Genomic DNA, 17267 nt, shown 5'->3' on the forward strand with positions numbered 1-17267 from the left:
ATTCGCGCGCATGAAAACCACGCACGCCGCACCCGCGCCGAAGCGCGACACCGCCGCCGCGCTTCGCCGCTACGCCGCATGCGGCCTCGCACTGGCCGCGCTGATGCCGGCGCTCGCGTCCGCATACGGCACCTGCAACGCTTATATCAACGCCGACGGCACCGTCCAGGCGGTACGCGGCGAAGGCGACTGCTGGATCGGCTGGCCCACGCGCATCGCCACCGGGGTCTATACGGTCGGAGTGAGTTATCCGCTCATGGACGACACCGATCCGGCCACCGGCGCGCCGATCCGCACGTTCCACCCCGGCATCTGCACGATCAGCGCCGGCAGCGAGCACGCCGGCGCGGCCAGCGTGAAGATGGTTCCGGACTTCAAGCCGCCCATGTCGCCGCAGCCGGTCCCCTCGACGCACAACGGCCGCGTCACCTACACGGTGCGCACCTTCGCCGCCGGCACGGGCCCGACCCTGGTCCCGGCCGACCTGGATTTCTCGATGCTCTGCATCAACTGATGGCAGGCATCGGCCGGCGATCCGGCGCTGCCGCCGCTTCGGCGAGGAGCCTCACGCGCATGAACACTCCATCGACGCCATCGACGCGACGCACCGGCCGCGGACTTCGCGCCCGGGCCGCGCTCGCCGTTCTTGTCGCCGCGACCATCGCCGCGCCGCTCGCGCACGCCAAATGCGCCGCGTACATCAATGCCGACGGCTCGCTGCGGGCCTATCGCTACGGCGCGGACTGCTACGCCGGCTCGTCTTCCGTACGCGTCGCTCCCGGCGTCTACCGGGTCAGCGTCGGCTATCCGCTGGACTCGGAGATCGACGAGGAATCCGGGGTCTACACCTACTCGTTCACCCAAGGCATCTGCAACGCCAGCCTCAGCGACGGCACCGCGCGCGCATCGAGCATCTCGATCCATTCCAGCATCAAGCCCAGCCAGTACTCCGACACCGTTGGCCCGGACTACGACGCGAACATCGTCTACACCGTGCGCACCTTCGCCGCCACTCAAGGCCCGACGCTGGTGCCGGCCGACCAGGACTTCACCTTGATGTGCGTGGACTGGACGCCGTACGAGCCGATGCGCCTGCGGCAAGCGCAACCGCGCACGGATCGCCCGCGCGCCGCGCGTTGAGCGCCGCGCGCCGCGTTTGCTCATCGCAACGAATCGACGGGCCTGACTGCGGGCTCGCGTCTGCAGACCGACCTCCCCGCGTTGCAAGGTGAAGCGAGGCCATGGTTGCGCACCGCGATGTCGCGCCCCTCGCGCGGACTGCCACGTCTTCAGCTCGATGAAGACAACGCGAAGCGAACATCGCCTGCGTGCCTGAATCCGCACGCCGCGTCATGACAGTCACGATCTTCATGATGCCGATCGCCAATGAGTGAACTGCGTCGTTGCCATTTCCCGCGCGCTTGCCGATAACGAATGGCCGGACGGCATCGCGCATCGCGGCGCATGCGCAGCACGACGCGATGCAGTGCAATGCATGTCCGCGGACCGATCGCATCCCGCGATCGGCGCCGCGATGCATGCGCCGCAAGCGTAAATCGATGCCGGTCCGCCGCCAGAGCCGATGCCCCGGCTCGCCATCGACCCTATGTGAAAGGAGATCACATGCGCCTCATTCCCCCACCCCGCAAGACCGCCGCCGCGCTGGCCGCGCTCGTCCTGTCGATGGCGTGCGCGACCGCCTCGGCGCAAGTGAACTGCGCAGACTGGCCCGCCACCGGCGATCCCTCGCCGTTGAACCTGCTCGAAGCCGAACGAGCGGCCCTCGACCGCGAAGCCGCCTCGCCGCACCCGCGCGCGCACGTCGGCCCGCTCGGCGATTCCGAGCAGAACGCGGGCCTGCAGAGCTATCCCAACCTCATGACCAACGGCGACCGGCGCAGGTCTTTGCTCGGCCTGAGCGTCAACGACAAGATGCAGGCCCATCACGTGTTTCCGATGGCGCAGGTGCGGGCGCTGCCCGATGCGTACAAGACCCCGCTCAACCAGGTCTGGAGTTCCGACAGCGCGGCCAACCTGATCGCGCTGCCGTCCGACGCCGCCACCCAGAGCGCGATGGCCACGCCACTGCCGATCCATCGCGGCAGCCACATCAAGTACAGCGCCGAGATCGAAGCCCGCTACATGAAGAAGAAGAACGACGGCCAGGACTGCAAGCTCGACCTGACCCAAGCGGACAACATCAAGAAGCTGGTCGACAGCGTGATCTCCGAGATGCGGCCGGAGATCGAGAAGGGCACCGCCAGCAAGTGGTATCCGAACCTGTGCGATGCCCAGGGCGGCTTCTGCGATCTGTCGCAGGATTCCGACGGCGACTGAACGCGCGGCGCGCGGACACGTCGCGTCGACGTCGGCCCGACGCGTCCGGACGTCCCCTCGCCGGCGCTCCGCGGCGACGTTCGCCGATCCCCCCCCGCCGCGACACCGGGGCGGGGATCGGCCGGCCCGCGTTTTGCCGGGTCTGTCGGTTTCGCCGCGGCGCCCATGATCGTCGCCTGCGCGGCAGCGCTGCCGCGTCGTCATGCCACGACCGTGGCGGCCGCCACCGCGCCGCCGGCCGCCGGTCGCGCGCGCGCGCCGGCAAAAGGCCCGCGGACTTCACGCACTTCCAGCCCCGGGACCGGCTGGCGCACAATGCGCCGGCTATTCGAAGGCCGTCGCCTGTCGGCCCGCTCCTCGTTCCCCGTTCCCCGTTCCCCGCGACCGGCCGCGCGCCGACCGCTGGCCCAGCGCCGCCCGCACCGGCGGCGGCGAGACGCCGGCAAGCGCCCGTCGGCCGCGTCCCTACGCTTCCGCCACGGAATCACGCCCATGTCCCTGCGTCCCAACCTCCTCTCCCTCGGCCTGGCGCTGGCGCTCGCCGGCGGCCTCGCCGCGTGCAAGCCGGCCGGCAACGAAGCGGCCGCACCCGAGCCCGCCAAGCCCGCGGCCGCGGCGCCCGCCGCAGCGGCGACGCCGGTGTCGGGCGTCGATCTCGCCGGCATGGACAAGTCGGTGAAGCCCGGCGACGACTTCGACGCCTTCGCCAACGGCGGCTGGCGCAAGAACTTCGAGATTCCCGCCGACCGCTCCAACTACGGCGCGTTCACCGTGCTGCTGGAAACCGCGGAGAAGCGCAACGCCGAACTGATCGCGCAATTGGCCGCGAGCAAGCCCGCCGACGGCAGCGACGCGCGCCGCATCGCCGACTTCCACGCCGCCTACATGGACGAGGCCGGGATCGAGAAGCGCGGCCTGCAGTCGCTGCAGCCGCAACTGGATTCGATCAAGGCCATCGCCTCGCGCGCCGACCTCTCGCGCGTGCTCGGCGCCGGCGTGCGCGCCGACACCGATCCGCTCAACGCGACCAACTTCCACACCGACAACCTGTTCGGCGTGTTCGTCGCCAAGAGCCTGGACGAACCGGCCTACGTCGCCACCTTGATGCAGGGCGGCCTGGGCATGCCCGACCGCGAGTACTACCTGTCGCAGGACAAGGACATGGCGGCGACCCGCGCCGCCTACGAAACCTACATCGCCGCGCTGTTGAAGCAAGCCGGCGTCGCCGATGCCGAAACCAAGGCCAAGGCGATCCTCGCGCTGGAAACCAAGATCGCCAAGGCGCACGCGCCGGTGATCGATTCGCAGAACGTGCACAAGTCGAACAACCCGTGGCCGGCCGCCGCGTTCGCGCAGCGCGCGCCGGGCATCGACTGGACCGCGTTCTTCGACGCGGCCGGACTGTCGGCGCAGAAAACCGTCGTCGCCTGGCAGCCCGGCGCGATCGCCGGCATCGCCCGTCTGGTCGGCAGCGAACCGCTGCCGGCGTGGCAGGATTACCTGACCTTCCACGCGCTCGACCACGCCGCCTGGAACGAACCCCTGCGCGGCCCCGGCGAGCTGCCCAAGGCCTATACCGATCTGGCCTTCGGTTTCCACGGCACCACCCTGGCCGGCACCCCGCAGGCGCGCGAGCGCGGCAAGCGCGCGCTCGACGCGACCAGCGCCGCGCTCGGCGACGCGGTCGGCAAGCTCTACGCGGAAAAGTATTTCCCGGCTTCGTCCAAGGCCAAGGTCGAGGAGATGGTGCACAACATCCTCGCCGCGTTCGACGAGCGCGTGGACTCGCTGGCCTGGATGTCGGCGCAGACCAAGGCCAAGGCGCGCGAGAAGGCCAAGTCGATGCGGGTCGGCGTCGGCTATCCCGAGCGCTGGCGCGATTACGCCAAGCTGGAGATCCGCGCCGACGACGCGCTCGGCAACCGCCTGCGCGCGGAACTGCAGGAATACCGCCACCAGATCGGCAAGCTCGGCCAGCCGGTCGACGCCGGCGAGTGGTGGATGACCCCGCAGACCGTCAACGCGGTGCAACTGCCGCTGCAGAACGCGATGAACTTCCCCGCGGCGATCCTCGACAAGCCGTTCTTCGATCCCGACGCCGACCCGGCCGCGAACTACGGCGCGATCGGCGCGGTGATCGGCCACGAGATCAGCCACGGTTTCGACGACACCGGCGCCGAATTCGACGGCCAGGGCAAACTGCACAACTGGTGGACGCCGGAAGACAGCAAGCACTTCGCCGAAGCCACGCAAAAACTCGCCGCGCAGTACAGCGCCTACCAGCCGCTGCCGGGCCTGCACGTCAACGGCAAGCTGACCTCCGGCGAGAACATCGCCGACGTCTCCGGCCTGACCATCGCCTACATGGCCTACCGCAAGTCGCTCGGCGGCAAGGACGCGCCGGTGATCGACGGCCTCAGCGGCGACCAGCGCTTCTTCCTCGCGTTCGGCCAGACCTGGCGCAGCAAGATCCGCGACGCCGCCCTGCGCCAGCGCATCCTCACCGACGGCCACGCCCCGGCCGCGCAGCGCGCGCAGACCGTGCGCAACATCGACGCGTGGTACGACGCCTGGGGCGCCAAGCCGGGCGAAGCGCTGTATCTGGCGCCGGAGCAGCGGATCAAGATCTGGTGATGCGTCGCGCGCACGGACGCGGCCGCGTCCGTGCGCTCGGCGGCCGCCGGCCGCGTTGGCGGCGCTAGTCGACCGCCGGCACCAGGATCGTCGGCAAATCGCTGTCCGCGTGCGCGCGCAGCAACTGATAGGCGATGCCGCCGATGCCGGGCAACAGCGCCGGCGAGAACACCTCGCGCGGGCCGCCCGAGTAGGCCCCGTGCCGTTCCAGGCCGGTCACCAGCGCGGCCAGCAGGTCGGTCCTGCTCACGCCCTCGGGGCCGACCCCGGCATCGATCGCATGCGCCAGCAATTCGCCGTTGCCGGCATCGCCGTGGCAGGCGCAATGGTTCCAGCCCAAGCCTGCGCGCCAGGTGGCCGCGGCGGCGGCGCGCAAGGTTTCGCGCGTGCGCGGTTGCAGGTATCGCCGGTCCAGGTCCGCGCGCGCCAAACCGATGCCGGTCGCGCCGTGGCACCACGCGGTCGAGGCGGTCACTCCGGGCAGCATGCGCAGGTCGCGCCAGTTGCCCTCCTGCGTATCGAACAAGGCGTCTTCGAACGCGAACGCGGCCTGCGCGGCGTCGTGATGCTCGCCGCGACCGGTCTCGCGCGCGAGCCGCGTCAACGCCCAGCCCATGCCGCTGGCGCCGTGCGCGAACCCGCCCAGGCCTTGCGGCCAGCGCTCGTGGGTCCAGAACAGGCGGCCGTCCTCGCGTCGTCCGCGCTCGACCAGGCGCCGGCCCAGGTCGCTGGCCAGATCGGCGTAGCCGGCGTCGCCGCTGGCGCGCGCCAGCATCAACAGCGGCGCGATCGCGCCCGCCGTTCCCATCAGCACATCGTTGACCTCGTCGGCCGCGGCGGACTCCGGCAGTTCCTCGGCCAGGGCGCGCGCGCGGGCCAGGCCGTCGCCGTCATCGAGTCCCCAACGCGCGAGTTGCAGCCAGGTCCAGATCTGCGAGCCCAGGCCGACGTACGCGCCGGGCGTGCGCGGCCGCAGCTTCAGCCGTCCGCGTCGCTGCTCGGCGCGCCGGGCCTCGGCGAAGGCCAGCGTGCGCACGCTGGCGGCGAACAAGGGCTCGACTCCGTCGAGCCGGTCCGCGCGTCCGGCCGCGGCCTCGCGCAGGTACGCGCCGGCCAGCAAGGCCATGCCGGACACGCCGTTGTAGACGTCGACGCCCAGCGGCTGCACCGCCCAGCCGGCGGCGGTGAAACCCGGCGCGACCCAGGCCACCGTGCCGTCGTCGCCGAATATGGCGTTGTCGATCATGCGGCCGACGATGCGCGCGACCTGCTCGCGCCGGCGCCGGTCGAGATCCTCGACGCGCGGCTCGACCCGCAGTTGCGGCATATCGGGCATCCAGCCGTCGTTGGCGTAGGCGCTGATCAGCGAGGCGCCGATGAAGCGCCGCTCCATCTCGAAATCCGCCGCTTTCCAGCGGCGCCAGGATCGCTCCGCCAGATCGCCCGGCGCCAGCCACCGGGTGCCGCGCGGCCCGTGCAGGCGTCCCTCGCGGACCCGGGTGGAAAACAGCGGAATGTCGCCGTCGAGCAGGTCGTCGATCTCGGCGTCGATCACGTGCGGATCGTCGGGCGCGATGGAGACGTTGGCGGCCATCTTGGCCAGCAGTTCGTGCGCGGTGCGTCGCGCCTTGGCTTCGTCGTGCAACGACACCGGATGCCACAGCATGCGGCCGATCTCGGCATAGGCCTCGCTGGCGCGCGGCACCACCCGCACCTGGCAATCGGCGAAGGCGGCCAGCGTCGCGCGCAGCGTGCCGTCCGCGTCCATTCGCTGCAGCGTCGAGGTCGAGGCATCGAAGCCTTGCAACACCTGCGGCCAATAACGATGCAGCATCGGTTCGGCGCTGGGATGGTTCTGCGCGACCGGCGCGGCCACCAGTTGCTGGCCCAGCCGTGCCCGGTCCGATCCCGCGTCGACGATGCCCGGCAGGCTCATCATCGGCTGCTGGCCCGGCAGCATGCCGGCCGCGGAATTGTCGACGCCGCGCCAGCCCAGGCCGGCGCCGCGCGTGGGCAGCAGGCCGATGTTGAGTACGGTGCCGGAGACCAGATCGACGGCGCGGTCGTGGCCGTCGCCCAGGCCCGAGGCGAGCGTCGGCAGTCTCGGCGTGAACAGGGTTTCGCAATCCACCACCACCGGGCGACCGCCGTGCGCGATCAGATTCTCGGCGTGCAGGTCGGTGCCGCCGAGCAGGCGCATCACCGCCAGCCAGTGGCCGATGCCCAGGTAGAAGCTGCGCAATTCGTCTTCGCCGGCCGCATGGCGATGGGCGACGAATTCGCTCCAGCCGTGCCCGCCGCGATCCACCACTCGCGGCACCGCGATCGGCAACGCTGCGCCGTGCGCGCGTTCGAGCATCCGCAGGAATCCGCGCAACGCGATGTCGATCGCCAGCGAGCGCGGCTTGTACACCACCTGGCCGCCTTCGCAGGCCACCACGGCCACGGTCAGTCCCTGGCAATGACTGTCGCCCGCGCCGAAACGCAGCGACTGCAATTCGCCGGGGTCGCCCCCGCACAGTTCGGCCAGGCGCGGTCGGTCTTCGCTCCAGCGCCGGGCGAACGACAGCGACGCCGCGCAGCGATGCTCGACGATACGCCGCACCCGCGGCAGCAGGGTCGGATAGTGCGGATGCAGCCCGTCCCAGAACTCGCGTTGCGACGCCAGTTCGATGAAACGCTGCCAACGTTCCTGCGCGCTGCCGTCCTCGCCCAGCCGGCCGGTCACGCGCGCGGCGTTGAGTTCCAGCAACAGCAGGCGCCCGACCTTGGCGTGCACCACCGTGGTCAGCGATTCGCCGGTCGCCTGCAGCACCCGCTCGGCTTCGCGCTCGCCCAGGCCGGGGCTGGAACGAAGCTGGGCTGCCAGATCGTCCAGCGCGGACGAGGTCAGGCAGCCCAGCGATGCTTCGAAACCGCGTGCGTCCGCTACAGACGCCATATCAACCCAGGATGCAGCACATGACCGTGCACGATCCCGTGCAGAGCGACGCGGTGCAGCCGTCCACGCTGTCGAACACCAAATCCGCCTGCGCGAACTCGCCGCTCGAGAACAACGGCCCGGCCGGATGATCGGCGCCGGCCTGATTACGCCACGCGATCGTCAGATCCGCGGCCTGCTTGTCCATTGCCATGACGATTCCTCCTTGTGGAGCATTATCGGAATTCAACGATTCGGCGGCACCGGATCGTGCCGCACCCCGTGCGGATGAAAGTCGCTATGGAAATGGATCCGCCATCGCGACCAGATCGCTATCGTTAACAGCACGCCCTCCTTTTGCGTTCGGGTACGTTGCGAGGACACTTCTGTGCATGCCTGAAGACCCCGATGGACGGAGCGGCGCGATCGCCGCATCGGTGTTTCGTCCCGTCCGTGCCGTTCCAGACACCGTTTCAGCCTTGCACCGGCCTCACCGGCAAGTCAATGCGACAGCGCGGGCCGAATCGCGAAGCGCAAGGAGGTTTCGTGCCGGGTCGCGACCGCAAATTGCCGCGCCACGACTGCGTCGCACGAGCCATACCGATGCCGGACCACGCGCATTTCCAGCGACTTGCGTGCGCGAACGTCGCGGCGCGCGGCGCGTGGCGGCGGCCGAACATTCGTGTCGAAACCGGAGACATGCCCGCGCTCGATAGTGAGGCTCAGTACGCACCCCATGACGCGCCGCATCATGTGCTAGCGTCGCCTGCCAGGATGTCCGGAAGCCGCCGCCGCTTCCGGAACGCGCGCGCATCGCGGTACCGCAAGGACGCGCGTCGTCATGACCCCGCAAAGGGAATGAGCCGCGGCGGCTTTCAACGGAGGAATACCGCATGAAGGGATGGATTGGCAAAGGGGCCGCATCGGCTTTCTTCGTCGGGCTCATGATCGCCGCCGCGCCGGCCGCGGCCGAGCCGACCTATGAATGCACGGCGTCGGCCGAGGGCCACATGTTCCTGGTGCCCTACGATCATCCGCGCGATCCCGGCTACTACTACCAGTGCCGCGGCGGCGCCTGGCGCCTGATCGCCGTCTGCAGCCAGAGCGCGGGCTGCCCGCCGGCGCCGGATCCGGGCGGTCCGATCGTGGAGATCTGAACGCTCGCCACGAGCGGACAGGATCGCGACGAGAAGCGGAGCCCAGACTTGGGCTCCGCTTTTTGTTTTCGCGCTGTTTTGCGCGCCCGGCGGCAGTCGCGGCGCGTGCGTCCGCTTCGGGCGCGAGACTCCGACATAGCGGTCCGACATCGCCAACCGACGCCGACGACCGCGCGCCGACGATCGAGCAACGGCGACCGACTTTCATCGACGCAACCTCGACGGCCCGAATTCGATAAACCGGCGCGACCAGTTTCACGCTGCGGCGTTGCGCGCGGCCGCGCTTCGCGCTCACCGCTTCTATCGTTCGCTCACCGCACGCGATGGATCACGGCATCGCCGGCGCGACCGTGGTGAGTTTCTCCCTGGCACGCCGCTCGCGCTTGCGCGTCCGCGGCGGGCGCGGCGGTGCCGCAGCCCTCACCCCACGGAGATCGTCCATGCGCGCAAGACACCTGCTGTTCGCGGTACTGCTCGGCACCGCCGCCGTTGCCAACGCCCAATCGACCTATCCCGCGCCCGGCGCCCTGATCGTGCTCGACCAGGCGGGCGGCGCGACCGGCCGCGGCGCGCTGTACGCCATCGACGCGGTCAGCGGCTATCGGCGCACGCTGTCGGATTTCGGCAACATCGCCCAGGGCACGCTCGGCGCGACGCCGAGCGGCCTGGCCCGCGTCTCGACCGGCTTGTGGGGCGGCGACGACCGCTGGGTCGCCACCGACGCCAAAGCCGGCACCGGCGGCCGCGGCGCGGTGTTCGAGATCGACCTGGCCAACGGCAAGCGCACGGTGATGAGCGATTTCGGCGACGCCTCGCGCGGCCCGCTGGGCAGCCAGCCCGAGGGCGTGATCTACGTGCCGCCGGTGCTGCTGGGGCCGCTCAGCGGCTTCTTCGTGCTCGACCGGCGCGCGGGCACCGACGGCCGCGCGGCGATCTTCAAGCTCGACGGCAACGGCCGCCGGAGCGTGTTCTCCGACCTCGGCGACGGCCGCGGCGCGCGCGCCGCGCAGGCCGTCGCCCTGACCTGGCGGCCGGGCGCGCTCGGCCTCGGCGGCAAGATGCTGGTGACCGACATGACCACCGGCACCAACGGACAGGGCGCGTTGCTGGCCATCGATCCGATCAACAAGGGCCGCTCGGTGCTCAGCGACTTCGGCGACGTGCTGCAGGGCTGGGTCGATCCGAGCCGCGACAGCGCTCCGAACTCGGTCATCGCCGGCAGCGACGGCAGCATCCATGTGCTGGTCGCCCACGCCGGCAGCGACGGACGCGGCGCCGTGGTCAAGATCGATCCGGCCTCGGGCTATCGTCACCTGATCAGCGATCTCGGCGCGCAGGCGCAGGGTCCGCTCGGCTCACGGCCGGTCGCGATCCGCTGGTCGCGCGACCAGCAGGTCATCTACGTCGTCGACGGCGACAGCGGCACCGATGGCAAAGGCCAGTTGTTGCAGGTCGATCCGGCCACCGGCGTGCGCCGCACGGTCAGCGATTTCGGCCTGAGCGGCTACGGCCCGCTGGGCAAGTCGCCGCGGGCGATCGATGTGAACTGAGCGGGGCCGCGCGAGGCGGCCGACGCAGCTCCGCGCGGCGGGGCTGCGTCGGTTCGACGCGCTGCGAGCGCTGCCTTTATCGATGGCCGTCGGCGCGTCCCGTCCGATCCGCGTCGGCGGACCATACGCACGACACGGCCAGCCAGACGCGCCACAGGTTCACCCCAGCGAACGCGCGCCGCGCGTTGGCGCGTCCGGTCGCTCCGGCGCCTGCGCCGTCTGGATCGGCGCGGCCGTGGCTTGCTGCGCCTGCTGGCGGTCGGCTTCGGCGACGGCCGCGCGGCGCAGTTCCTGGCCCGGCCCCAGGGCGGCCGCGGCCGCCAGCGCGGTGCGGTCGCCGTTGCCCAGGTCGTGCAGCAGCGAAGAGAGATCGCCCGGACGGCGCGCGCCGCCGTCCGCCGGCGCCGGCGGGCCGATCCGCGGTTCGCCCAGCGCCGCATCCAGTCCGCGCGTCTGCGGTTCGTTCGCGCTGCGCCGATCCGGCGGCGGCGGCACCTGCAAGCCCGGCAGACCTTCGCCGGAAGGACGCGAGCGCGGCGCGTCGCCGCCGAGGGGGAAACTGAGGCCGAAGGTGACGGCCTCGCGGTCCTGGTTGCCCTGGAAACGGATGAAGGCATTGGCGCCGCCAGCATCGGGCGGCGCATAGCGCAAGCGCGCATCGACTTGCGGCCCCGCGATCCGGCCGTCGCGGATGTCCGCGCCGGCCGCCAGATCCAGGTTGAGGTTCGGCGCGAGGAAATTGGGCGCCGTCAGGGTCGCCAGCGCGTTGCCCTGGCGCGTGCCGGTGTCGTAGGCGCCGCTGGCGCCGAGCCGCCACGGGTGTTCGCCGCCGCCGACCGGCACATTGGCGAACGCGTTGAAATTGACTCCGTTCGGCGCCCAGGCCACGCCGGTGCCGAGGTTCGGCCCGGCGTTGCCGCCCTCGTAGCCGAGCGAGACGCGGTGGCGGTCGGCGGCGCTGGCGTATTCGTACGCGCCGGTCAGCGCGGTCCCGCCGGACAAGCCGAGGCGGCCGTCGACGCCGACAGTGCTGCCGTTGCGGTCCCAGCCATAGCGCGCGGCGATGGAGTCGCGATCGAACTGCAGGCCGCCGAACACCATGTTGGCGCCGGTGGCGGGATTGATCGCGCCGCCCAGGGTCGCCGAATCGACGCCGTCGCCGATGCGCAGCGCGCCGACCGCCGAACCGATGCGCGGATCGCCGGATACCGCCAGCGTGTACCGGCCGGTGCTGCTGCCCGCTTCCAGCCGGGTGGTCGCGCCGTCCAGGCCGGTCAGCGCGGCGCCGGTGGACACCACGTGACCGCCCGGCACCGGCAACAGGTCGCGTTCGAAGCGATAGGTGAACAGTCGGTCGTTGATGAACAGGCCGCCGAGCGCGGTGCCCTGTCCCGATCCGGCGAGCGGGGGAACCGGCGGATCGACCCCGGCCGTGGCGCGGCCCGGGCCGAGGATGCTGGCCGGGTTCGGCTCGGGCGGCACCTGGTTCGGCGGCGGCGGCGGATTCGCGACGCGGTTGGGATCACCCATCACAGCTCTCCTTAGCGTTCTTGGCGGTCCCGATTGTGGCACCGATGCGTTCGCGGCGCGCGAAGGCGCGCGGACCGGCGCGTGCCTTCGCCGCGGCTCCCGCCGCGTTCGCTCAGCGCGCGAAACCCGGTCCCGTCTGCGCCTGCTGCGGCGCGCCGCCCTGCGTCTGCGCCGGGTTCGCCTGCAGCGCATCGTTGATCCGCTTGCAGGTGTCGCGCGCCAGTTCGCCTTCCGGCACCGCGCCTCCGAAATGGATCCTCTGCGCGCTGGAGTCGTGCACGTCGCCGCAGACCAGGAAGCCGCCGCCTTTCTCGCCCTTGATGATTGCGTCCACCTGCGGCATGTGCTGGCTCTTGGCCAGCGTCGCCAGTTCGCCGGCGCGCTGGTCCGCGCATGCGTTCTCCAACACCTTGGCGCCGTGGATGAAGGTCTGGTAGCCCATGCGGTCCAGGCCGCTGATGATGTTCTTGGCCATGTCCATGTCCGGCTCCATCCCCTCGACATAGTGGCGCAGCAGCGGCGACTGGCGCGGGACGTGCGGCGGGGGCTGGAAGTCGAGCATCGGGCCGTGCGGCTGCACCAGCGACGTCGCGCCGAGTTGTTGCAGCGCGGTCAAGGGCTCGCCGTTCACGTGCAAGGTGGTGTTCTTCGGCCGCAGCTCGGACGCGTCCATGACCACGCCGTATTTTTCCAACGTCGCGACATGCGGCCACGCCGGGTTGGCGATGACGCTATCGACGCCGTTGGCCTGCCCGCTCACATAGGCCTGGCCGCCGCCCTTGGAATGGCCGACGACGAACTTCAGGCCGTCCGGCAGCGACGCCTTCACCTGTTCGGTCAACTCCACCGCGGCGTCGTACTGGCCGCTGCCGTAGCCGGTGGCCTGGCTGATGTTGTGCGGCCAGTCGGCCGCCACTTGGGTGCCGCGGAATTCCAGCGTATAGGCGTCGCCCTTGCGATACAGGTCCGCGCGCATGCCGCTGGGATGGCGGTGGAAATCGTCGGGGTTCAGCGGCTGCGGCAACGCGCGCAGTTCCTCGTCGCCGACCCGGGTCCAGCCGTTGAGGTCGCGCGTGCTCTTGTCCTTGTAGCCGTCGTGCATGATCGCCGCGGCCGTCAGCGGATCGAGTTCGATGCCGCCGGTGCCGGAGGAAGACGACGACGGCGCGGGCATCGGCGGCAGCGGCGCCGGGCGACCGGTCGGGCCGTGATGGGGCGCGCCGAACGACGGCATCGAGAACGTCGGCACGGGCACCGGTTGCGGCGCCATGGGCTTGAACGCGAACGAGGGCTTCGCAGTCGGGGGTTCGGGCGCGCTGTGGGAGAAATCCTGCCAGGTGCCCGACAGATCGAACTCGTTCGCCGAATGCTTGGCGAAGGATTCGGCGAAGCCCTTGATCCGATCCGCGAACGACGGCTTGGGGACTTTGGGATGGGGATCGGACACGGTCGGTCTCCTGGTTGCGTAGCTCGGCGCGCAAGCGGCGGCGCGAAGACGAAACGTCTTCGGTCGTTCGCTCGATGATTAGGCATCTCTACGCAAAACGGCGCCGACGCAGGCCAATGCGTCGGCGCCCTGCGCGCCTTGCGGGATCGAAGGGATCGTCGGACGGATCGAAGCGGCGGCGGCGATCTCAGGCCGCGTCGCCGCGCGCGTCCGCCTGCGCGGGCGCCACCGCCGGCGCATCGGCCGCGCTCACGCGTCCCACCCACAGCGCCGAACACAGCGCCAAACCCGCGGCGACCCAGCCCACCGTGCCGTAACCGGCGATGTGTCCGCTCGCATCGGTGCTCAGCATCAGCCCGCCCAACCACGCGCCCAGACCGGTGCCCAGCGACATCACTGCGCTGTTCGCGCTGAGGAAGGCGCCGCGCTGCTGCGGCTGCGGCACCGTGGTCTGCAGCGCCTGCAGCGGCACCATGCGGCCGTTCATCGAGACCATGAAGAACGGGAAGAACAACAGCATCGCGAGGAATCCGACCGCCGGCAGGTGGGTCACGAACAGCACCGGCAACAGCGACACCGCCACCGCGATGCGATACACCCGCTGCTTGCCGTGGCGGTCGGCCAGGCGCCCGATCAGGCGCGAGGTGAAGAACGCCGCCACGCCGCCGGCCATGTACATCCACGACAGCTGCGAAGGTTCGATGCCGTGGTTGGCGACCAGCATCGGCGAGATGAAGGGAATCACCAGCATTTGCGAGGTGGTCAGCATCAGCGTCAGGGCGAAGGCGTTGAGGTGGCGCGCATTGGCGAACAGCCCGATCAGGTTCGGCAACGCACGCGCCAGCGGCTCGCGCTGGCGCGACAGGTGCTGGTCCAGCGGCGGCACGACCCGCGTGCCGGCCAGCCAGATCAGCAGCGACAAGGCCACCAGCAGCCAGAACGGCGCCGACCACTGCGAATGCGCGCCGAGCAGGATGCCGACCGGCACGCCGATCACCGAGGCCACCGCGAACGCGGTCATCACCGTGCCGGTGGCGGCGCCGCGGCGCTGGGCCGGGATCACGTCGGCGATGATCGCCATGATGATCGAGCCCAGCACGCCGCCGCTGACGCCGGCGAACGCGCGCGAGGCCAGCAGCAGCTCGTAGCTGCCGGCCAGCGCGCAGGCCAGGTTCGACAGGGCGAACAACGCGTACATCGCCAGCAGCAGCTTGCGCCGGTCGAAGCGGTCGATGTAGGTTGCCGCGAGCAGGCCCGACAGGCCGCCGCAGATCGAATAGGCCGAGACCGCGGCGGCGAACTGCGCCGGCGAGATGTGCAGGGCGCGCATGATCTGCGGGCCCAGCGGCATCATCACCATGAAGTCCATGATCAGGGTGAACTGGGTCAGCATGAGCAGCCACAGCAGGCGGCGCTCGCGCGTGGGATCGATCGAGTACATGGGGGATGGGGCCTTGCGGTCGCGGCGACCGCGTCGGTGGGGAGGGAGAACCCGGGTGTCCGGTGTGTTGCGGCGCGCGCGTGTCGCGGCGCGCGCCGCGCGCTTCAATCGTCCAGCGGCTCGTGCGCGCCGGGCGCGCCGCGCTTCCAGTAGCCGGCCGCATGCAGGCGCGACTTGTCGACGCCGCGCTCGCCCAGCAGGTGCTGGCGCACGGCGCGGATCGCGCCGGATTCGCCCGCGGCCCAGACATAGCCGGCGTCGCCGTCCTGCGGCCAGTGCAGTTCGCGCACCGCGCGCAACAGCGGCGACTCGGCCGACGGATCGCCGCCGCTGCGGTAACGCCAATGCGCCTGCAGCGACGCGGCGGTGGCGAAGTCGATGCGCGCGCTCGCGTCCTCGACTTCGAGCACGGCGATCGCGCGCGCCGCAGCCGGCAGTTCCTGCAGGCGGCGCGCGATCGCCGGCAAGGCGGTGTCGTCGCCGATCAGCAGGTGCCAGGCGAATCCGGCCGGGACCACCCGCGAACCGCGCGGCCCGCCGATGCCGAGGTAGTCGCCGACCTGGGCCTGACGCGCCCAGTCGCTGGCCGGGCCGGCCTCGTGCAGGGCGAACTCCAGTTCGAGCTCGCGCGCGGCCGGATCGAAACGGCGCGGAGTGAAGTCGCGCACCGGCGGACGCTCGACGCCGTCGGCGAAGACGAAGCCGGCCGGACCCAACGTCGGCATCGTCGGGCGCTCCTGGCCGGGCGCGGGGAACAGCACCTTGACGTGGTCGTCGAACGAAGCCGAGACGAAGTCGGCGAGGTCCTCGCCGCTCAGGACGACGCGCAGCAGATGCGGCGTCACCGGTTCCACCCGGTCGACCCGCAACAGCCGCAGTTTCAATGGGTGGCGGACGCGCACGACCGCCAGATCGCTGGATGTGTCTTGCATGGGAAGTCCTGGAATTCGTGCGAGCGCCGCGCGCGGCGGCGTTCGCGGTTGTCGGATGCGATGGCGGCGGGCTGCGCGGACCGGGTGCCGGGCGCGGCGGGCTGGCTGTGTTGAATCGGATCGGTTGAACCGGATCTTTTGAATCGAATCTTTTGAATCGGATGCGTCGGATCGGAGGTGTGTTGAATCGGATGCGTCGCACGCCGCGTACCGGCGAGGCGGCTGAGCGGCCAGGCGGCGATCAGTCACCGCCACCCTCGATCTCGCGGGTGGCGCGCTGCAGGATCGCGGCGATGCGGCGCTGCTCGTCGGCGGGCACGTCGTCGCGGCGGAACAGCGCGGTCTTGAGCGCGCGCCGCGCCTGGATCAGCTCCGGCAACCAGCCTCCCTCGGACGGATCGGCCGGATCCTCGCCGGCCAGCGCGCGCCGCACCGAATCCATCTTGCGCGCGATGTGGCTGAGCTTGGCCAGCATCACATCCACCCGCTCGCGGTTCGCGCCCAGATGCTCGACGCCCGGCGCCGCCAGCGCATAGCGCTTGCGGTTGCCTTCCAGTTCGACGGTGACGTAGCCCAGTTCCTCCAGGTACGTCAGCGCCGGATAGACCATGCCCGGACTCGGGCTGTAGAAGCCGTTGGAACGCGTTTCCAACGCCTTGATCAGCTCATAGCCGTGACTGGGCTTGTCCTCGATCAAGGCCAGCAACAGCAGCTGCAGATCGTCGGAACTGAATTTGCGGCCGCGCGAGAAACCCTCGCCATCGTCGAAGCCGCCGGGGAAACCGCCCGGGAATCCCGCCCCACCGGGCCCGCCGGCGAAACCGCCGCGGCGCCCGCCGCGGCCGCCGCCGCGCGGATGACCGCCGGCGTGGGCTTCGAGGTGACGGGTGAAGCACTCGAAACCGAAGAAGTCGCCGCGGCCGAAGCCGCGGCTGGGATCGAACTCGAAGAAACGGCGCATGAAGACACCCGACCTATCTTAAGATAGGTCTTAAGATATATATCTTAAGATATATAGTCAAGCGTCCCTCAAGCCGCAGCCAAGACTCATCGCCAACCGGAGCGATCGCCCCGGTAGGCCGGCAAGTGGGATGAAGCGAGCGTCTCCACGACCAGGCATATCGCCCAGCCCTCGGACAAAAGTCTGCGCGGCGGCGCGAGGCGCTCCGGCTCTGCGCTCGCGAATGCAAGCAAACGACGTGCGGATTGCGTCAGCGTCGCACCGGATTCATCGACGACACGCTTGAAGCGTCCCCGGACAGGTCGCAACGGCCCAGGCGTCGCGCGGCCCTGGTTGCCGAAGGCCCGAGGCCGACTAG

General features: G+C 70.5%; 14 protein-coding genes. 6 read left to right on the plus strand and 8 right to left on the minus strand.

Annotated features, from left to right (window positions below; all coding sequences use genetic code 11):
• The first annotated feature begins 10 nt into the window (after nt 1-10).
• The 4 genes from JHW41_RS22190 (at nt 11) to JHW41_RS22205 (ending at nt 4971) form a co-directional block, all read left to right on the plus strand.
• Nucleotides 11-514, plus strand: a complete 504-nt coding sequence (locus JHW41_RS22190) for a hypothetical protein (protein WP_057946065.1) — start codon at nt 11-13, stop codon at nt 512-514.
• 59 nt (nt 515-573) lie between these two features.
• Nucleotides 574-1140 (plus strand): hypothetical protein, encoded by a 567-nt coding sequence (locus JHW41_RS22195; protein WP_250447262.1) that lies wholly within the window; start codon nt 574-576, stop codon nt 1138-1140.
• 483 nt (nt 1141-1623) lie between these two features.
• Nucleotides 1624-2337, plus strand: coding sequence for an AHH domain-containing protein (locus JHW41_RS22200; RefSeq protein ID WP_250447265.1), 714 nt, complete (start codon nt 1624-1626; stop codon nt 2335-2337).
• 492 nt (nt 2338-2829) lie between these two features.
• Nucleotides 2830-4971, plus strand: a complete 2142-nt coding sequence (locus JHW41_RS22205; RefSeq protein WP_250447269.1) for a M13 family metallopeptidase — start codon at nt 2830-2832, stop codon at nt 4969-4971.
• A gap of 64 nt (nt 4972-5035) precedes the next feature.
• On the opposite strand, the gene JHW41_RS22210 is transcribed toward JHW41_RS22205, so the two are convergent.
• The 3 genes from JHW41_RS22210 to JHW41_RS22220 all read right to left on the minus strand — a co-directional run bounded on the left by JHW41_RS22210 (nt 5036) and on the right by JHW41_RS22220 (nt 8644).
• Nucleotides 5036-7912, minus strand: coding sequence for a type 2 lanthipeptide synthetase LanM family protein (locus JHW41_RS22210; RefSeq protein WP_250447272.1), 2877 nt, complete (start codon nt 7910-7912; stop codon nt 5036-5038).
• 1 nt (nt 7913) lies between these two features.
• A complete protein-coding gene (locus tag JHW41_RS22215) occupies nt 7914-8105 on the minus strand; it encodes a DUF6229 family protein (protein WP_057946061.1) in 192 nt (63 codons plus the stop codon).
• Between the two features lie 287 nt (nt 8106-8392).
• A complete protein-coding gene (locus JHW41_RS22220) occupies nt 8393-8644 on the minus strand; it encodes a hypothetical protein (protein ID WP_250447303.1) in 252 nt (83 codons plus the stop codon).
• A 140-nt stretch (nt 8645-8784) separates the two neighbouring features.
• On the opposite strand from JHW41_RS22220, the gene JHW41_RS22225 reads away from it, so the two are divergent.
• Both JHW41_RS22225 and JHW41_RS22230 read left to right on the plus strand, forming a co-directional pair.
• Nucleotides 8785-9048, plus strand: coding sequence for a hypothetical protein (locus JHW41_RS22225; RefSeq protein WP_139382009.1), 264 nt, complete (start codon nt 8785-8787; stop codon nt 9046-9048).
• A 440-nt stretch (nt 9049-9488) separates the two neighbouring features.
• Entirely contained in the window at nt 9489-10598 is a 1110-nt protein-coding gene (locus tag JHW41_RS22230) for a hypothetical protein (RefSeq protein ID WP_250447334.1), read from the plus strand.
• 159 nt (nt 10599-10757) lie between these two features.
• Here JHW41_RS22230 and JHW41_RS22235 read toward each other — a convergent pair whose 3' ends face one another.
• The 5 genes from JHW41_RS22235 to JHW41_RS22255 all read right to left on the minus strand — a co-directional run bounded on the left by JHW41_RS22235 (nt 10758) and on the right by JHW41_RS22255 (nt 16909).
• On the minus strand, nt 10758-12128 hold the full coding sequence (locus tag JHW41_RS22235; protein WP_250447337.1) for a hypothetical protein: 1371 nt from the start codon (nt 12126-12128) through the stop codon (nt 10758-10760).
• A gap of 112 nt (nt 12129-12240) precedes the next feature.
• Entirely contained in the window at nt 12241-13575 is a 1335-nt protein-coding gene (locus JHW41_RS22240; protein WP_250447340.1) for a hypothetical protein, read from the minus strand.
• 187 nt (nt 13576-13762) lie between these two features.
• Nucleotides 13763-15016 carry an MFS transporter gene (locus tag JHW41_RS22245; RefSeq protein ID WP_250447343.1) on the minus strand — a complete coding sequence of 418 codons (1254 nt, stop codon included), beginning with the start codon at nt 15014-15016 and terminating at the stop codon, nt 13763-13765.
• A 104-nt stretch (nt 15017-15120) separates the two neighbouring features.
• Entirely contained in the window at nt 15121-15948 is an 828-nt protein-coding gene (locus tag JHW41_RS22250) for a siderophore-interacting protein (RefSeq protein WP_250447345.1), read from the minus strand.
• A 241-nt stretch (nt 15949-16189) separates the two neighbouring features.
• Nucleotides 16190-16909: a PadR family transcriptional regulator gene (locus JHW41_RS22255; RefSeq protein ID WP_250447348.1), complete on the minus strand. Its 720-nt coding sequence runs from the start codon at nt 16907-16909 to the stop codon at nt 16190-16192.
• Nucleotides 16910-17267 lie beyond the last annotated feature (358 nt).

Origin of the sequence: Lysobacter enzymogenes (assembly GCF_023617245.1) — a bacterium.
In the GTDB taxonomy this organism is placed as follows: Bacteria; Pseudomonadota; Gammaproteobacteria; order Xanthomonadales; family Xanthomonadaceae; genus Lysobacter; species Lysobacter yananisis.